Source organism: Streptomyces sp. JLYT201 (assembly GCF_059448825.1).
In genome coordinates this window covers 9,687,681-9,705,840 of the sequence record NZ_CM182551.1, presented here as the reverse complement: position 1 = coordinate 9,705,840, position 18,160 = coordinate 9,687,681, and the positions used below count along the sequence as shown (strand labels likewise).

8 protein-coding genes are annotated in these 18,160 nt (G+C 72.9%); 6 read left to right on the top strand and 2 right to left on the bottom strand.

Annotation, left to right across the window (positions count from 1 at the left end; translation table 11 throughout):
- The first annotated feature begins 315 nt into the window (after positions 1-315).
- Entirely contained in the window at positions 316-7,839 is a 7,524-nt protein-coding gene (locus AC5WAM_RS40810; protein ID WP_495520809.1) for an SDR family NAD(P)-dependent oxidoreductase, read from the top strand.
- Between the two features lie 81 nt (positions 7,840-7,920).
- Here the strand turns inward: AC5WAM_RS40810 and AC5WAM_RS40805 are convergent, their stop codons facing one another.
- Positions 7,921-8,526 (bottom strand): TetR/AcrR family transcriptional regulator, encoded by a 606-nt coding sequence (locus AC5WAM_RS40805; protein WP_495520808.1) that lies wholly within the window; start codon positions 8,524-8,526, stop codon positions 7,921-7,923.
- A 160-nt stretch (positions 8,527-8,686) separates the two neighbouring features.
- Here AC5WAM_RS40805 and AC5WAM_RS40800 point away from each other — a divergent pair, with 160 nt between their 5' ends.
- The 5 genes from AC5WAM_RS40800 to AC5WAM_RS40780 all read left to right on the top strand — a co-directional run bounded on the left by AC5WAM_RS40800 (position 8,687) and on the right by AC5WAM_RS40780 (position 17,544).
- Positions 8,687-10,198, top strand: coding sequence for an MDR family MFS transporter (locus AC5WAM_RS40800; protein WP_495520807.1), 1,512 nt, complete (start codon positions 8,687-8,689; stop codon positions 10,196-10,198).
- A gap of 516 nt (positions 10,199-10,714) precedes the next feature.
- Complete coding sequence (locus AC5WAM_RS40795) at positions 10,715-11,026, top strand: CU044_2847 family protein (RefSeq protein WP_495520806.1); 312 nt, start codon at positions 10,715-10,717, stop codon at positions 11,024-11,026.
- A complete protein-coding gene (locus AC5WAM_RS40790; RefSeq protein ID WP_366791789.1) occupies positions 11,023-11,898 on the top strand; it encodes a S1 family peptidase in 876 nt (291 codons plus the stop codon). Before AC5WAM_RS40795 ends, AC5WAM_RS40790 begins: the two co-directional genes overlap by 4 nt.
- Positions 11,895-16,187, top strand: a complete 4,293-nt coding sequence (locus AC5WAM_RS40785; protein WP_495520805.1) for a CHAT domain-containing protein — start codon at positions 11,895-11,897, stop codon at positions 16,185-16,187. The genes AC5WAM_RS40790 and AC5WAM_RS40785 overlap by 4 nt, the downstream gene beginning before the upstream one ends.
- Before the next feature lie 160 nt (positions 16,188-16,347).
- The gene (locus AC5WAM_RS40780; RefSeq protein ID WP_495520804.1) at positions 16,348-17,544 is read left to right on the top strand and encodes a cation:proton antiporter; all 1,197 of its coding nucleotides are present in this window, start codon (positions 16,348-16,350) and stop codon (positions 17,542-17,544) included.
- A 34-nt stretch (positions 17,545-17,578) separates the two neighbouring features.
- Here the strand turns inward: AC5WAM_RS40780 and AC5WAM_RS40775 are convergent, their stop codons facing one another.
- The gene (locus AC5WAM_RS40775) at positions 17,579-18,058 is read right to left on the bottom strand and encodes a hypothetical protein (protein ID WP_495520803.1); all 480 of its coding nucleotides are present in this window, start codon (positions 18,056-18,058) and stop codon (positions 17,579-17,581) included.
- Positions 18,059-18,160: the final 102 nt, after the last annotated feature.

Genomic DNA, 18,160 nt, shown 5'->3' with positions numbered 1-18,160 from the left:
GGCTCACTGCGTTCGAATCGGGTGAGCCCGCGCGCCCGCTCGCCGAAGCCGTGGACGATTCCCGCGCCCAGCCGCGCCAGTTCGGCCCCGACGTCGAAGGCTGTCTTCCTCCCTGGTGAACCGGATCGGCCTGCCCAAGGACAGCCCGCCGCTGGCCGCGGCGGAACGGATTTGTCAGGATGGCCGCGAACAGAAGTGTGTACAGAGCGCACAGCTACGAATAATTCCGCCATCCTTCTGGGCCCATGGCTATCAACCGCCCCTTTGGGCAGCTTCTGTTGCGATGGCACCTGCTCTGGCTCAAAGGAGGCGGTGGTGGAGGGTGGACCTTTCGTGACGCTGGACGAGCCGATAGCAGTGGTGGGCGCGTCATGCCGCCTGCCGGGCGGGATCAATGGTCTGGACGAGTTATGGACCGCCCTGATGGAAGGGCGCGATCTGGTCGGTGTGGCGCCGCCCGACAGGTTCGACGCCGAGCGGTGGGTGTCGGCCAACCCTCGTCGCAGCGGTAAGTCGTACACGGTGGCAGGTGCGTTCCTGGCGGACGTGGCGGGCTTCGACGCCGACTACTTTCAGATTTCCCCGCGCGAAGCGGCCCAGATGGACCCGCAGCACCGACTGCTCCTCGAGCTCGCGGTGGAGGCCCTGGACGACGCGGGTGCCGTCACCAGCTCGCTGGCGGGCACGGACACCGGCGTGTTCGTGTCCGTGGGAGGGCACAGCTACGCGACGCTGCAGGCGATGCGTCCCAAGCTGATGGACAGCCACAGCGCGCTGGGGATCATGACCTCCTTCGCCGCCAACCGCATCTCCTTCCACTTCGATCTGCGCGGGCCGAGTGTGGTGGTGGAGTCCGCGTGCTCGTCGTCTCTGGTGGCTCTGCACGAGGCGTGCGAAGCGCTGCACCGCGGACGAGTGGGCACGGCCGTCGCCGGCGGCGCCAATCTGCTGCTGGCTCCGACCGACTTCGTCGCCTCGTCCCGTGCCACGATGCTGTCCAGACGAGGCCGTTCACAGACCTTCTCCGCCGCCGCAGACGGGTACGCGCGCGGTGAGGGCGGCGGCCTGGTGGTGCTCAAGCGGCTTGCGGACGCCCAGCGCGACGGTGACCGCATTCACGCGCTCATCCGCGGCACCGCCACCAACAACGACGGCCACACGCCGGGCATTTCCGTACCGGACGCGGGAGCGCAGCGGTCCCTTCTGGAGCAGGTCTACCGCCGTGCGGGCGTCGATCCGGGCGACGTGGTGTACCTGGAGACCCACGGTACGGGGACTCCGGTGGGGGATCCGATCGAGTGCCGGGCGCTGGGGATGGCGATGGGCCGCTCGCGGGGGGCGGCCGATCCTCTGCCGATCGGCTCGATCAAGACCAACGTGGGCCATCTCGAAGGCGCTTCCGGGATCGCGGGCCTGCTCAAGGCGATGCTCGTACTCCGCCACGGAGCGATCCCCGCCTCCCTGCACGCCACTCCCCTCAGCAAGGCGATCGACTTCACCGCTCTGGGGCTCGAACCCGTCCTGGCCGCACGCCCTCTTGAGGTGACCGCGCGCTCGCTGGTCGGCGTCAACTCCTTCGGGGCGGGCGGGTCCAACGCCCACGCCATCCTCGCGGCCCCGCCGTCGGCCCCGCCCGCGCCTGCCGAGGCGACCGGGCACGGGGACGTACCGGTCGTCGTCTCGGCACGCACCCGCGACGCCCTCACCGAAGCGTCGGATCGGATGGTGCGGCACCTGGAGGGTTCGGACGAGCGGGACTTCTACCACCTCGCCGCCACGTCGGCCCTCCGCCGCGAGCGGCACCCGTACCGCGCGGTGGTCCTTGCGGGCACCGCCCGGCAGGCCGCCGAGCGGCTGCGGGCCCTCGCGGAGCGCTCACCCGGCTCCCGGGCGGCAGCCACCGCCCGGGGCGTGCCGCGCGGCAAGGTGGCGTTCGCGTTCAGCGGCAACGGCGCTCAGTGGGCGGGCATGGGCGCCGATCTGCTGGACAGCGACGCGGTGTTCGCCGCCGCCGTGGCGCGGGTGGACGCGCTCCTGGCTCCCGCCCTCGGCTGGTCGGTGGAGCAGGAGCTGCGCGCGGCGAAGACGGAGAGCCCGGCCGCGACGGAGATCGCCCAGCCGTTGTTGTTCACCGTGCAGGTGGCCACGGTGTGCATGCTGGCCGAGCGGGGCTTCAGGCCGGAGGCCGTGGTCGGGCACAGCGTCGGAGAGGTCGCGGCGGCGTGGGCCGCGGGCGCGCTCGACCTGGCCACGGCGTGCCGCGTCGTCGCCGAGCGCAGCCGGGCGCAGGGGCCGACCGCGGGCCTGGGCCGCATGGCGGCCCTCGGGGCAGGCGGCGAGCAGGCCCGCCGCCTGCTGGCCCCGTACGAAGGACGCCTGGAGGTCACGGCGTTCAACAGCGATCGCGACCTCACCGTCGGCGGCCCACTGGCCGTGCTGGAGGAACTGGGTGCCGAAGCCGCGCGACAGGGCGTCTTCTTCCGGCTGCTCGACCTGGACTACGCGTTCCACACCTCGGCGATGGACGGCATCCGCGACGGTCTCCTCGCTGCCCTCCAAGGCGTCGAGGCGCGCACCACGGACACGGCGTTCGCCTCGACCGTGACCGGCGGGCTCGTCGACACCCGCACGCTGGTCGCCGACTACTGGTGGGACAACGTACGGCAGCCGGTGCGGTTCGCCTCAGCCGTGCAGGAGTTGCTCGCCGCGGGCTGCGACACGTTCGTGGAGATCGGGCCTCACCACGTCCTGCGGGGTTATCTCACCCGGCTGTGCTCCGCGGCCCCGGGGCAGACGGCCGTCATCCCCACGCTGCTCCGCGACGGCGACGGGTCCGCCGCGCTCGACACCGCACTCGCACATCTGCTGGCCGTCGGGGCCGACGCCGTGTGGGAGGAGTGGTTCCCCCGGCCTGCCCGGGTGGTCGACCTGCCTGCCTACCCCTGGCAGCACGAGCGGCACTGGCACGGAGCCCCCGACTGGTGGGACGAACGCCTTGCGCTCGGCAGCACCGGGCACCCGCTCCTGGGCGAGCGGATACCGGGCCCCGAGCCCGGCTGGGAGTGCGACCTGGAGCCCGAGAGAGTGGCGTGGGCGGGTGACCACACGATCAGCGAGAGCGTGGTCATGCCCGGCATGGCCTTCGCCGAGGTGGCACTGGCCGCGGGCGCCGAGGTGTTCGGCGCGCCCGTCGAGGTCCTCGGCCTGCGCATCGACACGGCTCTGACCCTTCCCTGGCAGGACGACGCGATGGACGTGCGGCTGCGCACCGCCTTCAGTCCCGAGGACGGTGTGACGCAGATCAGCAGCACCGACGGCGACGGTTCCAGCTGGCAGGCCCACGCGCGCGCCCAGGTCCGGCGCCTCCTGCGGCCCCGGCCCGGCCCCCTGGACCACACGGCTTCGGACCCGCCCGAGGCGGGCGCCGGGGAGCGGGCGGCCCAGGACCACTACGCCCGCTGTGCCGACGCCGGCCTGGACTACGGCCCGCGCCTGCGGGTCCTGCACACTCTGCGGGCAACAGCCAACGCTGCTGCGGCGCGGTACGCGCTGCCGTCCGCCACCCCCGCCTTTCACGGCCACCCGGTCGTCATGGACGCCGCGTTGCAGACCGCGCTGGCGCTGCTGCCCGACGACGGCCGGATCTACGTGCCCGTATCCGCCGGCGCCATCCGGTGCTGGGACACCCCGGACGCCCTCGGCCTCATCGACGTACGGGCGCGGGCGGTCACATCCGACGAAGGCATCGTGGACGTCACCGTGACCGACCTCCACGGCGCGGTCGCCCTGGAGATGACCGAGGTACGGCTGAAGGCCCTGGACGAGCGGCGCCGTCGACCCACGGAGCACTACACCACCGAGCTGCGCGCGGTGCCGCTGGCCGCCGTCCCCGCGCCGGCCATCGCGGCGTCCGACGTGGCACGGGCGACCCGCGCCGAACGGGAGGCCCTGCCGCGCGGGTGGCGGGACAGCGGGGAGAACGGCCTGGCCGCCCGGACCGGCGAACTCAGCGGCCACTTCTTCGCCCAGGCCGTGCGGGACATGCTGCCCGGCGAGGACGAGTTCACCCTCGGCCGACTGCTGGCAGCCGGGCTGCGGCCCGACAGGGAACTCCTGGTCCGCTCGCTGGCCCGGATGGCCTGCGACGCCGACGTCATGACGGCCCTCGGCGACGACGCGGAGGATCCCCGCTGGCGGCTCGTCGCGCCACCGCGCCCCGCGGCCGTCCTCCAGCAGATGACGTCCGACTTCCCGGCCGAAGCGGCCTTCCTGACCCTGGGCACCCTGTGCGGCAGCCACCTGGCACCCATGCTCCGCGGTGACCTCGACGCGGTGGACCTCATGTTCAACGGCGCCGACCGGGACCTCATCGAGCAGGTGTACAGCTCCACGGTCCCCTCCCGCCTGGCCCGGCGAAACGCCGGGATCTACCTGCGCGAGTTCCTCGCGCGCTGGCCCGACGACCGGCCGCTCAACGTGCTGGAGGTCGGCGGCGGCACGGGAGGCACCACCGCGTCCCTCCTCCCGCTGCTGCCCCCCGAGCGCACCCGGTACGTCTTCACCGACGTGTCGGCCGGGTTCTTCACCCGCGCCCAGGAGCGCTTCACCGTCTACGACTTCGTGGAGTACCGCACGCTGGACATCACGGCCGACCCCGTGGCCCAGGGCTTCGCCGAGGGCGAGTTCGACCTGGTGATCGCCGCCAACGTCCTGCACGTCGCGCCACGCCTCACCCAGGCGCTCCACCACGTGACCTCGCTGCTCGGCAGCCGGGGAGCTCTGCTGGCCGTGGAGGCGAGCGACCCGCGCCTCGACGACCTGTGCTTCGGCGGGTTCGACGGCTTCTGGACGTTCACCGACGCTCCCCTGCGCACCCGAAGCTGCCTGCTGACTGCCGACCGGTGGATGCCGCTGCTCGCCGAGTGCGGCTTCACCGACGCCACGTACGACACGCAGGACCTCGACGTCGACGACGCCGACGACAGCGTCATCCTCGCCACCCGCACCGCCCTTGACACGGCACCTGTCACGTCGGCACCCGCCGGTCAGGACGCCCCGCGGTGGCTCGTCGTCGCGGAGCGCCCTGAGGCGGAGCTGGCCGGTCGGCTCGTCGAGTCCCTGCGGGGGCCCGGGGGCCCGGACGTGGCGGTCGTCTCCGCGAGCGACAGTTCGCGTGTGGAGTGGCCGTCGTCGGACGGTGAGCGCTCGTCCGGTGTCGTCGTACTCCTTGACGGAGCGGCCCCGGGCGCCGCGGCAGACGAGTCGCCACCGCGGTACGGGGAACCGTCGTGCCCTTCCTCACCCGGCCGGGAGCTCGTCCCCTCACCGGACCAGGACCTCATCGATCCCATGCTCCGACGGGCCGCCGTGCTGCGGGATCTGGTCGCCGCCCGGCACCGCGATCCCTCCCCCGCCCCGCTGCCCCTCGTCGTCGTCACCCGGCCCAGCGGAGCCCTGCCCGCCCCTGAGCGCCCCCTCGTGCCCTCGGACGCGGCCGTGTGGGGCATGGCACGCAGTCTGGCGAACGAAGAGCCTTCTCTGCGGATCCGGCGCGTGTCCCTGGACCGCGGCGGCGATCCCGCCCAGGACGCCGCGCGACTGGCTCACGTCGTCAACGCGGACACGGCGGAGGACGAACTCGTCCTGACCCGCGGTGGCTGCTTCGCCCCGCGGACGAGGGCCCGGCTCCCCGCCGCTCCCGCTGCGGCCAGCGGTCCCTACCGCCTGCACATCGACCGTGGCGGCGGGGCGGCGGCCCTGTCGTGGATCCAGGACACGGAAGGCGCCTCCGGCTCCGGTCCTGGCCCCGGCCAGATCACGATCGCTGTGCAAGCCACCGCGCTCAACTACCACGACGTCATGACCGTCACCGGCTTGATCACCGAAGACGCCGACACGCCCGGCTTCGAGCACAACCGCGTGGGTCTGGAGTGCGCGGGCACCGTCACCGGAGTCGGCCCCGGGGTGACCGGCTTCGCCCCGGGTGACCGCGTGTTCGCCTTCACCACCGCCTCGATCGCCTCCCAGATGACGACACCCGCCCACCTGGCGGGCCACATCCCCGACGGCATGAGCTTCGCAGAAGCCGCGACGCTCCCCATAGCCTTCGCCACCGTCCACTACGCCCTCACCGACCGTGCGGACCTCCAGGCGGGCGAGACGGTCCTGGTCCACGGCGGCGCGGGCGGCGTCGGCCTGGCCGTGCTGCAACACGCGCGGCACGCCGGTGCCCAGGTCATCGCCACGGCGGGCACCCCCGCCAAACGCCGTCTGCTCCGCCACCTGGGGGCCGCGCACGTCCTCGACTCACGCAGCCCGGACTTCGCCGAGCAGGTCCGCCGTCTTACCTGCGGCGAGGGAGTCGACGTGGTCGTCAACTCCCTGACCGGCGAAGCCGCCGCCCGCAGCCTCGAACTCCTGCGCCCCGGCGGCCGGTTCGTGGAGCTCGGCAAACGCGGCTTCCAGGACAACAGCCGCCTGCTGCTCAAGGCCCTCGCCGCCAACTGCAGCTATCTGGCCGTCGACATCCTCAAGATCGTCGCGGGTCCACCGCTCCGGGCCCAGCGCCTCACCGAGGCCGTCACCGATCTCGTCCGCCGCGGCGCCTACCGGCCCCTCCCGCACAGCATCCATCCCGCGGCGCAGCTACAGGAGGCGTTCACCCTCTTCCAGCGCTCCCGCCACGTCGGCAAGGTCGTCCTGTCCCTCGAAGAACGCCCGCCGGTCCGCTCCGCGCCCGCCTCGCTCCGCCTGAACCCCCACGGCACCTACCTGATCACCGGCGGCCTCAACGGCTTCGGCGCCGCCACCGCCCGCCACCTCGCCACCCTGGGCGCCAGGCACCTCACCCTCGTCGGCCGCCGCGGCGACAGCACCCGCGAATCCGCCGCCCTCCTCACCGACCTGCGGGCCCAAGGCGTCGACGTCAGTGTCCACGCCGCCGACGTCACCGACCCCGCGGCCCTCCGTACCGTCATCGACTCCGCTCCCCTGCCGCTGCGCGGCGTCGTCCACGCCGCGATGGAACTCAACGACACCCTCCTCAGGGACTCCACCGACGCGGCCTTCCGCGCCGCGCTGCCCGCCAAGGCCACGGGCGCGCATCTCCTGGACGCCCTCACCCGCCACCACGACCTCGACCTCTTCGTCCTCTACAGCTCCACCAGCTCCCTGCTCGGCTGGCCCGGACAGGCCAACTACAACGCGGCCAACGTCTACACCGAAGCCCTGGCCCGTGCCCGCCGCCAGGACGGCCTGCCGGCCCTCGCCGTCGGCTGGGGCGCCATCACCGAGGTGGGTTACGCCGCCCGCACCTACACGGACGAATACCTGGGCCGACAGATCACCACCCCGCTGGCCCCCGCCGCGGCCCTCGCGTCCCTCGCGCTCCTCACCCACTCCACCGTCGACGTCGCCACCGCCGTCGCCCACGTCGACTGGCACCGGGTGCGCACCGCCACCGTCGCGGGTGACGTCCCCCGCCACGCCCATGTCCTCGCGGCCGTCCCCGAGAACTCCGACGGCTCCCACACCCTGCGCGAACAGATCACCGCACTCGACCCTCCCCAGGCCGAAACCCTGGTGCGCGACACCCTCACCGAACTCCTCGCACGACTTCTGCGCACCCCCACCGAACGCATCGATCAGTCCATCGCCCTCAAGAACCTCGGCATCGACTCCCTGCTCGCCACCGAACTCACCACCACCATCCGCCGCAACCTCAACTGCGAACTCGCCACGGTGGCGGTCATCAACGCCACCGGCACCGACCACCTGGCACGCATCCTGCTCCCCCAGCTCATGGCTCCCAACGGCGCCCGCAGAGAGTCGGATTCCTAGTGCTGCCCCGTCCAAGTTCGTTGAGGGACCGGCCAGGCTGCCGCGTTGTCGCGGACGACGGGCTGTGGGGGTGGCCTGCCGTCAGTCAGAACCTTGACGGGTGGCGTTCCAGCCGTGTTCCAGGAGGTCGAAGGCGCTCTTGATGGCCCTTGGGGGATCGGTGCTCGCGCGGGCCAAGGCGGCGGTTTCGAGGGCGAAGTGGGCCAGTGCCGCACAGGTGGGGTCTCCCGGCGGGGCGCCGCTTGCCTCAGTGATGGCTTGGGTGAGTGCGCCCTCGTGCCTCATCCACATGCGGCGGGCGTATTCGCTCAGCGCCGGGGTCGAGCGGACGAGTTCGAGGAACTGTGCCATTTCCGCGTCCCGGAAGGTGTCCGCTCCGGCCAGTACGTAGTCCCGGAGTGCGGCCGGGAGTGACTGCCCTTCGGGGCGCTGGTGGACGGCGTCGAGCAGGCCGGCCTCGCGGTCGGCGTCCATGTCGAAGACGAGCGCTTCCTTGCTCGGAAAGTGCTTGAAGAGCGTGGCGGTCGAGACGTCGGCGGAGTCGGCGATCTCGCGGATTCCCACATGGTCGTAGCCCCGTTCCAGGAACAGGTGTAGCGCGGCGTCGGCGATGGCCTTGCGGGTGGCCGCCTTCTTGCGTTCACGGCGCCCCGGTGTCTGCGGTTCCTGGATCGGTGTCGCTCCCATGCCTCCACCCTACCTCAGAATCCGAGTCGAATCGAAAAGTAGAGCTGTTGCACTCTTAGGGCTGTTGTGGTTCTGTGGAATGGTCGCCGCGTTGCGCCCGATCCGGCCGTCGACCTCCCCGTTTCCCGTTCGCTACGCATCCCCGAGGGAGTGATTCGCCATGTCCACATCTTCTGCATCCCCCGCCGCCCTTCCGACGATCCCGGAAGGCATGCCCAGGAACGTCCGCTGGGTACTGCTCGGCGTCATGCTCGCCATGCTGCTGTCCATGCTCGACAACATGGTCGTCGGCACCGCGATGCCCACGATCGTCGGTGATCTCGGCGGCCTCGAGCACATCTCCTGGGTGGTGACCGCTTACACCCTGGTCACAGCCGTCACCACCCCGATCTGGGGCAAGTGCGGAGACCTGTTCGGCCGCAAGCCCACGTACCTGGCCTCGATCGCCGTGTTCCTCGCCGGCTCCGCCCTCTGCGGCGCCAGCCGGTCCATGACCGAACTGATCGCCTTCCGCGCGCTGCAGGGCATCGGCGCAGGCGGCATCGGTGCGGGCGCATTCGCCCTCATCGCCGCTCTCGTACCGCCGCGCGAACGCGGCAAGTACCAGGGCATGACCGCGTCCGTCATGGCGATCGGCACCATCGGCGGCCCGCTCGTCGGCGGCCTCATCACCGGAAACTGGGGCTGGCGCTGGGCCTTCTACATCAACCTGCCCCTTGGCCTGTTCACCCTGGTGTGGCTGTGGCGGACGCTGCACGTGCCCACCCGGCGCATCAAGGCGCGGATCGACTGGCTGGGCATCGCCCTGCTGACCGTCACCATCAGTGTCATCGTGCTGGCCGCGACCTGGGCGGGCACCACCTACGCCTGGGGCTCCTGGCAGATCCTCGGCCTGGGCGCCACCGCTGCACTCGGGCTCGCCCTGTTCGTCCGCACGGAGCAGCGGGCTGCAGAACCCGTGCTCCCGCTGACGATCTTCACCGGCCACCGGAACTTCCCGCTGGCCATCGTCCTGCTCCTGGCCGCCGGCGTCGTCATGTTCGGCGTCGGCCTCTACCTGCCGCTGTTCCAGCAGACCGTTCAGGGCGCCTCGGCCACCCACTCCGGCCTTCTGATGCTGCCCCTGATGATCCCCGTAGTGATCGTCTCCACCATCGCAGGCAAGGTCATGTCCGCCACCGGCAAATACAAGATCTTCCCGATCCTGGGTGCCGGCTTCCTCGCCGTCGGCCTCGGGCTGCTCGCCACCATGGGGACCGCCACAGCCCACACTCTGACCTGCGCATACATGGTCCTTGTCGGCATCGGACTCGGCCTCACCCAGCAGATGGCCGGCACCATCGCCCAAAACAGCGTCGCCATGCGTGACATGGGCGCCGCCATGAGCGCGGTCACCCTCTTCCGCACCCTGGGCGGATCCCTCGGCGTCGCCGTCTTCGGCTCCCTGTTCACCCGCGCCATCCAGCCCCACCCGCCCACAGAGGCCACGGATGCCTACCTGAACGCGGTTGCCCACGGCACTCAGCAGGTCTTCCTCACCGGAGCGATCCTGTGCGTGGCCGCGTTCATCGCGGCGCTGCGCGTCATCGAAACCCCACTCCGCAAGGCAGGCCCGCCGACCAGCACCCAGAAGGCCGACGCGACAGACGAGGCACCGGCAGCAACCACCTGACCCGCGCTCCGGTCGGCCCCGCGTTTACGAACCCCCCGTACGCGTCGCCGTGGTGGCTGCGGCCACCGGCGCGTCCCCATACCCGGAGTAGACCTGGTCACGTCGCAGGATCGCCGCACACGCAGCGAACACGGCCCACCGTACCGCTGGAGCTGACGGCACCCCACTCAAGACAGCGTGACCGACCCCCTCCACGGTCTTCTGCCGTGCAGCACCAGGTCACGCGCATGACTCACACTGGGCATGGCGTCGGTCGCGCGCGAGCCGCCGCACAGCGCACGGGTGGGGCGCCCCGTAACCCACGAGGCGCCCCACCCCGGCTTTCCCCCCTCAGAGGGTCGTACGTCCCTCGGCCAGCTCTGCGGCAAGGGGAGGCCCTCCGGCGTGCCCGCCGTATCGCCGAAGCCGTGACGCGTGCGCTCGCCCATCGATACGCTGCGCTTCAACGTCCGCTGCGCGGGCGGTACTTCGCAGGCAGCGAGCACCGGGCACGGCACGGGGGAAGCAGGAAGAGCGATGACCCACGTCAGAGTCGAGACCGTCACCCTCGACGCGGGCGGGAACCGGCAGATCGCCAGCAGGACGCGGACGACGTCGCCGCTCGACGACCGCGCCGCCGAGGTCGAGGAGGCCATCGTGCAGGCCTCGGCCATCGCGCAGCGGTCGCTGTCGCAGGTGCCGGAGCGCGACGGCTGGCGGGTCTCCAGCATGCAGGTCACCTTCGGCCTCACCCTCGCCGCCGAGGCCGGAGTCATCCTCTCCAAGGCCTCCGCCGAAGCGTCCTTCGAGGTCACCCTGACCGTGGAGCGGACCTCGGACGTGCCGTGACCCGCGCATCCTACTGGGTGGATCTGCACCGGGCCGAGCAGCGGCTCGGCGGCGGCTTCCTGCTGACCAACTGGCTCGTGCTGACGGCACTGCACTGCCTGCGCGGCCTCGTGCGGCTCGACGAACCGGTCGATGTCGTCCTCGCCGACGGCCGACGGCTGGAGGCCAGCGTCAGCCGCCTGGACGCGGAGGCGGACCTGGCGCTCGTCAGCATCGCGCCGCCGCAGCGCGCAACCCCGCAGATCCCGAAGTCGGGGCCCGCCCGGATCGGCGGCCGCTGGCGGGGCCCGTACCGCCCCGCCGCCGACGAAGTGGAGCTCAGCGGGCGCATCGACACCCGGGCCGCGGCCCATCTGTGCGCGGGCGGCGGCACCATCGAGGCGCTCCAGCTGTCAGCGGACCAGCTCCTCGGCGACTACTCGGGGTATTCCGGCGGCCCGGTCGAGGACATGACGCACTGCGACGGCCACGTCCCCGAGCCCGCCGGGGGCAAGCAGGATCCGGTGGTGGTCGGCATCCTCCTGGAGCAGGTGCCGGAGCGGACCGCGGCCGACCGGGCGGCCAACGTCCTCTTCGCCGCCACCATCGCGGAGGCGATGCGACGCTTCGACTACCTGGACGTCGCCCACCTCATCGACGTGCTCCGCCCGCCCGGCGACGCGGAGCCCTCCGTCGCGAGCGCCCCGCCCCCGACGGCCTTCGCGCCCGCCCAGGTGGCGGGGCCCCTGTCCGCCAAGGCCGACGAGCTCCTGGAGACCATCCAGGAGTGGTCCAGGCAGGGCCTGATGGACCCGGCCCAGATCGCCGAACTGACCTTCATGGTGGCGAAGCGGAAGATCCAGGCCGAGCTCGGCGAGGGCGGTGCCCCATGACGGAAGGAAGGCGGTCCCCACGGCGGTCGCGTCCCCCTGAGTACCTGCTGCGCCATGTCCTGGCCCAGGCACAGGCCGCCGTGCGCGGTGACCGCGAAGCCCAGGTCCGCCTCTTCGACGGCCTGTCCCGGCTGCGCCGCTCCGCCTCCGCTCTCGCCCCGGCCTCCGCCGCACAGGACCTCACGGCGCTGACCGCGCTCCTGGACGCGCTCGGCCAACACGGTGCCGCCGGGGCTCTCCTGGACGACCTGGCAGCCGGAATCCTCCAGCACACGGTGGAGGTCAGCCGGGACGCCGTGGCCCGCAACCAGCTGGCCGCACTCCTCGCCGGCCGCGGGCAGCTCACGGCGGCGGCCCGCCTCCTGGACGACGTGACACCGGCACTGTCGGACCCACACCACTCGGACGCATCCCCCTCGGAGGCACCCCCCTCGGACGTACGCCCCTCGGACGTGCCCCTCCCGGACACCGGCCCCGAAACCGCGGCGCTCGCGGCGCACACCCTCGCCAACGCCGCCGGTATCGCCTTGCGGCGCGGGGACCTCGCCGCGGCGCAGCGGCAGGCCGCCCAGGCGCTCGACATGCTCGACGCACTCCACACGGGGGACGGCCCCGCATCACGCCGCGACGCACGGCTGCTCGCGCTGGCCGTGAGCACGGCGGCGGCGCGCGCCACGGGTGAACACCACAGGGCCGACTCCCTGCTGCCCGTACTCGCGGACGCGGTGCGGGACGTGGCGGCCGCACGCGGCAGCGACCACCCCGCCTCCCTGTCCGCGCTCGTCACCCTCGCCTCCGCCGAGTCCGCGCGCGCGGCGGGCGATACGGAGCGCTTGGAGCGGGCCGCCGACGTACTCGCCATCGCGGCCCAGAAGGCATCGGCGCTGATGGGCCCCGAGCACCCGCAAGCGGTCGCCGCGACCCTCGCTCTGGCCGCGGCGCAGTTCGATGCCGCGACCGGCTCCGGGTCCCCACGGCGCATCGACGACGCCAAGGAGCTGATGGCGGCAGCGAGCGAGCGGGCAGGCGCACTGCTGCGGGACACCCGTGAGGACCTGCGGCGCACGGAGGGTGCCAGGCCCGCCATCCCAGGGGCCGTCGCAAACACCCGGTCCTCCACCCCAGGGGCCGTCGCAAGCACCCGGCCCGCCGGGACCGCGGGCGGTGCCGGAGCCACCGCCGAGGAGCCGGACGCCCGAGGCGACGCCCACAAAGCCACCCCGCCCACCCCGTCCGTCCCGCCCGCCCCGGCTCCCACGGGCGAGCCCACCGACGCCGAACTCGCCCTGGCCCGCGACCAAGTGCGCGACGCCCTCGCCCCCCTTCCGTCCCGCACCCCCCGAGCCCCCGTCCTGTGGGGTCGCCTCGGCGAGCTGGCCCTTCAGGACTTCGTCCGAGGCGGAAAGCCCCACGACCTCGTCGCGGCCGCCGAAGCCTTCGAGGTCGCCTTCCGTACTCCGGGAGAAACGGCCCACTGGCATCGGTGGCGCCTTCTGTACGGGTACAGCAAGCTCCTGCGGCACGAGACCAGCGGCGGCGCCGGACTCCTCGACGAGGCAGTGGAGTTGCTCACCGACGGCCTGGCGTCCCTGCCCGCGGACGACGACGGCAGCGACGGCCTGCGCGGGCTCGGCTCCCGGCTCCTCGCCCGCTGCTCCGAACGGCGCTACGAGCACTGCCGCGACCACCCCGATGCGCGGCCGCAGCTCCGGCTGCCGGGCCTGCTCGACCAGGCCCTGCGCCACCACGAAGCGGCGTTGGCCCATGCGTCGCCTCGTACAGCGGAGGCGGCCGACCTCATCGAAACGCTCGGCCGCCTCCACCTGGAGCGCCACCGCCTGCTCGGCGAGGCGGACATCCCCGCGGCCACCGGCCCGACCACACCCACGTACAGCGACACCGCGACGGGGGGCACCTGGCAAGCCCTCGCCGCCGCCACGTACGCCCACGCCCTGATCTGGCGCGAGACGCAGGACGCGACCCACGCCGCCCTGGCCGATCCGGCGTGCGACCTCCTCGTGGCCGCGCCCGATTCCCTGGAGCGACTGCCACCTCATGTCCTCGACACTCTCGGGCGGCTCGCTCACCACCAGGGGAAGGCCCGCTCCGACCCCGCGACGCTCGCGCACGCGATCACCCTCATCGACCTGGCCGTACAAGCGTGGCCCGACGAGCGGCAGGAGGAGCGTGACGCCTCGATCGGCCTCCTGCACCAACTGCGCCTCGACCGGCTCCGGGCGAGGCGCGGCGCCCGAACCGACGACGCGGGCGAGGAACCGGTGCTCGTCGAACTGACCTATTCGGTCGCGGAGTTGGCGAACTGGCCGGACCTCTCCGCGCCACGTGCGGCATGGGGCTCCGCGAGCCTCTCCGCCCCGCTGTCACGGGGCGCGGGACGGGAGGAATCCGGCCACGCCCGCCTGAGCGCCGCGCGGGACGCCGTGCTCCAGGCCCAGTCGTGTCTGCGCCGGGGCGACCTGGCCGGTACTGACCACCACCTCGCCGCCGCGGCCGACATCCACACCACGTTCGCCTACGACCACCCCGCACGCCTGGAGACGTGGATGCTCCTGACCCGCGCCGGTCTCCTCCGCGATTCCCTGGCCCGCCGTCGTGGCGACGAGCCCACCACGCACCTCATCGCTCCGCCGGCCCCGGCTCAGATCCGTCGGGGCGCCGCCCGGCTCTCCGGCACCCTGCGCACCTGGCTGCTCGGCGAGGCCGGAGTCAACCTGCTGGTCGGCGGCGACGAGGGCCGGTTCACCGAAGGGCTGGCGCTCGTCCGCGAGGCGTATACGTCCCTGGACAGCGATGACGACGGCTATCTGCGCTACGCCTACTACCTGGGCAGCGCCCAATGCGCCGCCGCCACGGCGCAGTACGACAGAGCCCGGCGCGATGCCGGGCTGGACAGCGGAATCGACGTCCTGGAGCGCGCGGCCGCCCGCTCGGGGAGGTCCGGCCGGGAGGGCTCGGGCAGCATCATGCTCGCCCTGGCCCGCGCCTACCGCACGCGCGAAGCGCGGCACCTCGACGACCGGGCGGCGAGCCTGCGCACCGGGCTCGAAGCCGTGCACGCCCTGGCGACGGCCGCCTACGGACGCGAAGCCCCCTACCACGACGCCGCCGTCCCCCACTTCGACGCCGTCGCCCTCGCCCCCGACGCCGCCGTGGCCCGGGCCGTGTCCGCGGCCCGGGAGGTCGCCGCCTGGTGCTGCCAGGACGGCGCACTCACCCAGGCGCTGCACCTGCTCGATCTCTGGCGCGCGCTGTCCACGCCCGGCCCACCCAAGGGCCCGCCGCCGACGCCCGACGAGATCGGCCGGGCCCTCCGCGCGTCCGGCAAGGACGCGCTGGTGTACCTGGTACCGGCGACGCAGTCCAGCGTCGGCACCGCGCTCGTGGTCACCGCGGCGGGCCGCGTGCACGCCGTCCCTCTGCCCGGCCTCACCGAGGACGCCCAGCCCCTCGTGGAGTACGCGCGCGACGCCTCCCCCGGAGCCGAGCTGCTCACCTGGGCGGCGCACACCGCCATGACCCCGCTCCTCGCCGCGCTCCAGCCTCAGCGCCCCCGCCTCGTCCTGGTGCCGGTGGGCGCCCTCAGCACCGTCCCCTGGCATGCGGCTCGCCAGCACGCCCAGCACCGCTCCGACCGTGGCGCCGCATACGCCCTGGAGGCCGCGGAGTTCTCCTACGCCGTCTCCGCCCGCGCGCTGTGCGACACGGCGGCCCTCCCCCGCACGCCCGGTTGCGGGACACCGTCCGCCCAGGCTCCGGTGACGGCCGCGCGCGATCCCAAGGACGCGCTGTTGTGGCTGCGCGACGGCGGTGTCCTGCTCCTCGCCGGCCCGGTCGGCTTCCAAGGGGCCGAACTCATGCTTCCCGAGGGCCCGTTGGCCGTGGCGTCCGTTGCCGAAGCCATTCGCCACAGCGGCCGTCCCCCCACTGCCGTGCTGGTCACCGACTGCCACGGCGACGGCCTGACCTCCGACGCCGAGGCGTCGCTGCATCTGGCCGCCGCCCTGCTCCGGGCGGGCGCGGGCGCAGTGATCACGCCCCTGTGGCCCCTGCGCGACCTGGCGCGGTCGGTGTTCCTCCACCTAGTGCACCACTTCCTGGTCGCCCAGGACGCCACCCCCGCCGCCGCACTGCGGCGGGCCCAGCTGTGGCTCCTCGACCCGCAGCGCCGACCGCCCGACAGCTGGGGTCCGGACCTCGCGGAAGAGGCGAGACAGCTGAGCGCGGACAACCCCGCGGACTGGGCCGGATACGTCTGCTTCGGCCCCTGACAGCGGGCCGTCGGCAGCCCTCCCGCCACGGGGCGACCGGCTGGCGACTTCGCCGCCCAGGGCATTCGGGGCGTGTCAATCCCCCCTCCCGGGGCCGCGGCGCCGAGACTGGTCATCCCTGTTCACGGGAGTTCCCCCACGTCCTCTGCTGCGGGTTGTCGTGCCGGCTTTCATCGTTGTGCTGTCGCTGCTGTTCCTCTGGTCCCTCGTCTCGCATCGGCTGGCCCGGTGGAGCATCACCGCGCCGATCGCCTTCGTCGTGGCGGGCATCGTCCTCACCCGCGGCCCGCACCCGGCCGTGCCGCTCGACCTGGAGGCGCACAGCTTCGAGGTGGCCGTCGAGATCGTGCTGGCCGTGATGCTGTTCATGGACGCCACCGAGGCCCGCGAATACGAACGCCTCGGCAGGTCCGTCGGCGAAGGCCGGCTGCTCGGCATCGCGCTGCCCGCGTCCGTCGCCCTGGCCACCCTCGTCGGCGCCCTCGTCTTCCCCGGCACCAGCTGGTGGCTCCTGGCGGTGGCCGCGCTCGTCGTCATGCCCGTCGACCTCGCGCCGATCGCCGGATTCCTGCGCGACGCGCGGGTCCCGCTGCGGGTGCGGGCCGCGCTGAACATCGAGGGCGGCTTCAACGACGGCCTCATCTCCCCCCTCTTCCTGTTCTGCGTGGCGAACCTGGCCACCGCACACGGCAGTACGTTCGCGGAGCTGCTCTGGAGCGTCGTCAAGGGCGCCCTCCTCGCCGTCGTCGTCGGCAGCCTGCTGGGAGCGGGGGCCGCCTGGCTCGTCCGGCGGGCGCGGGACGACGGCTGGGCCCGTCCCGCCGCGCTGCGCACGGCGAGCCTCGCCCTGCCGTTCCTCGCCTACGCCGTCGCCACCACCGCGGGCGGCAACGGCTTCGTCGCGGCCTTCGTCACCGGCCTGTGGTACGCCACCACCGCCCACGCGATCGCCGGGGACAACCTCGGCCTCGTGCACGAGGTCTCGGAGCTGATGGCCCTGGCCGTGTGGTTCACCCTGGGCAAAATGGCCACCGACGCCTTCGCCGACGGCGTCTCCGGGCGCGTCGTCCTGTACGGGCTGCTCGCCCTGACCGTGGCCCGCCCGGTGCCCGTGATGGCCTCGCTGGCGGGCACTGACCTGCCCCGCACCGAACGCCGGGCGATCGCCTGGCTCGGCTCGCGCGGCGTCACGTCCATCGTCTTCGCCCTGCTCGCCTCCATCCGGCTGCCGCCGGACGACAGCGCCTTCATCGTCAACGTGATGTGTACGACGGTCCTGCTGAGCGTCGCGCTGCACGGCATCACGCAGGAGCCCGTCGCCCGCAGGTTCGCGCGCGCCCCGCGGCCGACCCCGTGACGCCGCCGGGCCGGCACACCGGGCAGGGCCAGGATCAGGCGTTCTTCCACGCGGTACGGGCGCGGGCGACGAAGTCCTTCGCGTCCTCGCGCCGGGCCGTCGTGCCGTAGCGGGCCGCCAGCTCGTCGACCGGCCCCTCGGCCGCCTCCTTGACGTCCAGGACGAGCAGGCTCGTGCCGTCCTCCACGTCCGCGCTGAGCAAGATCATCGCGGCGTACTCCTCCCCCTCGCGCTGCGCCTCCAGCGTGCTGCCGAGCGCAGCGCCCGCCGTGGCCCCGAGGAGCGCGCCCAGCGGACCGGCGGCAAGGCCGAGCAGCCCGCCCACCGCTCCGGCACAGACGGTCGCCTCGCCCGCTTCCGTGTTCTCGCCGAGGGGGACGTCCAGCGTGCCGTCCGTGGCGCGTTCGAGGACCGCGACCTGGCGCAGCCCCGGCAGCCGCAGGGCATCGGCGTAGGCGACCCGGCACTGCTCGGAATCGCGGAAGGCGAGAGTGACAACCCGATGGACAGCCATGCGCGAGCGGCCCTCCTGCTCATGATGTCGAGTGGTGCCATCGACGCTAGGTCACACTCCCCGCCACCGCCACAGCACTCCTGGCGTGACCGCTCAGGCGCT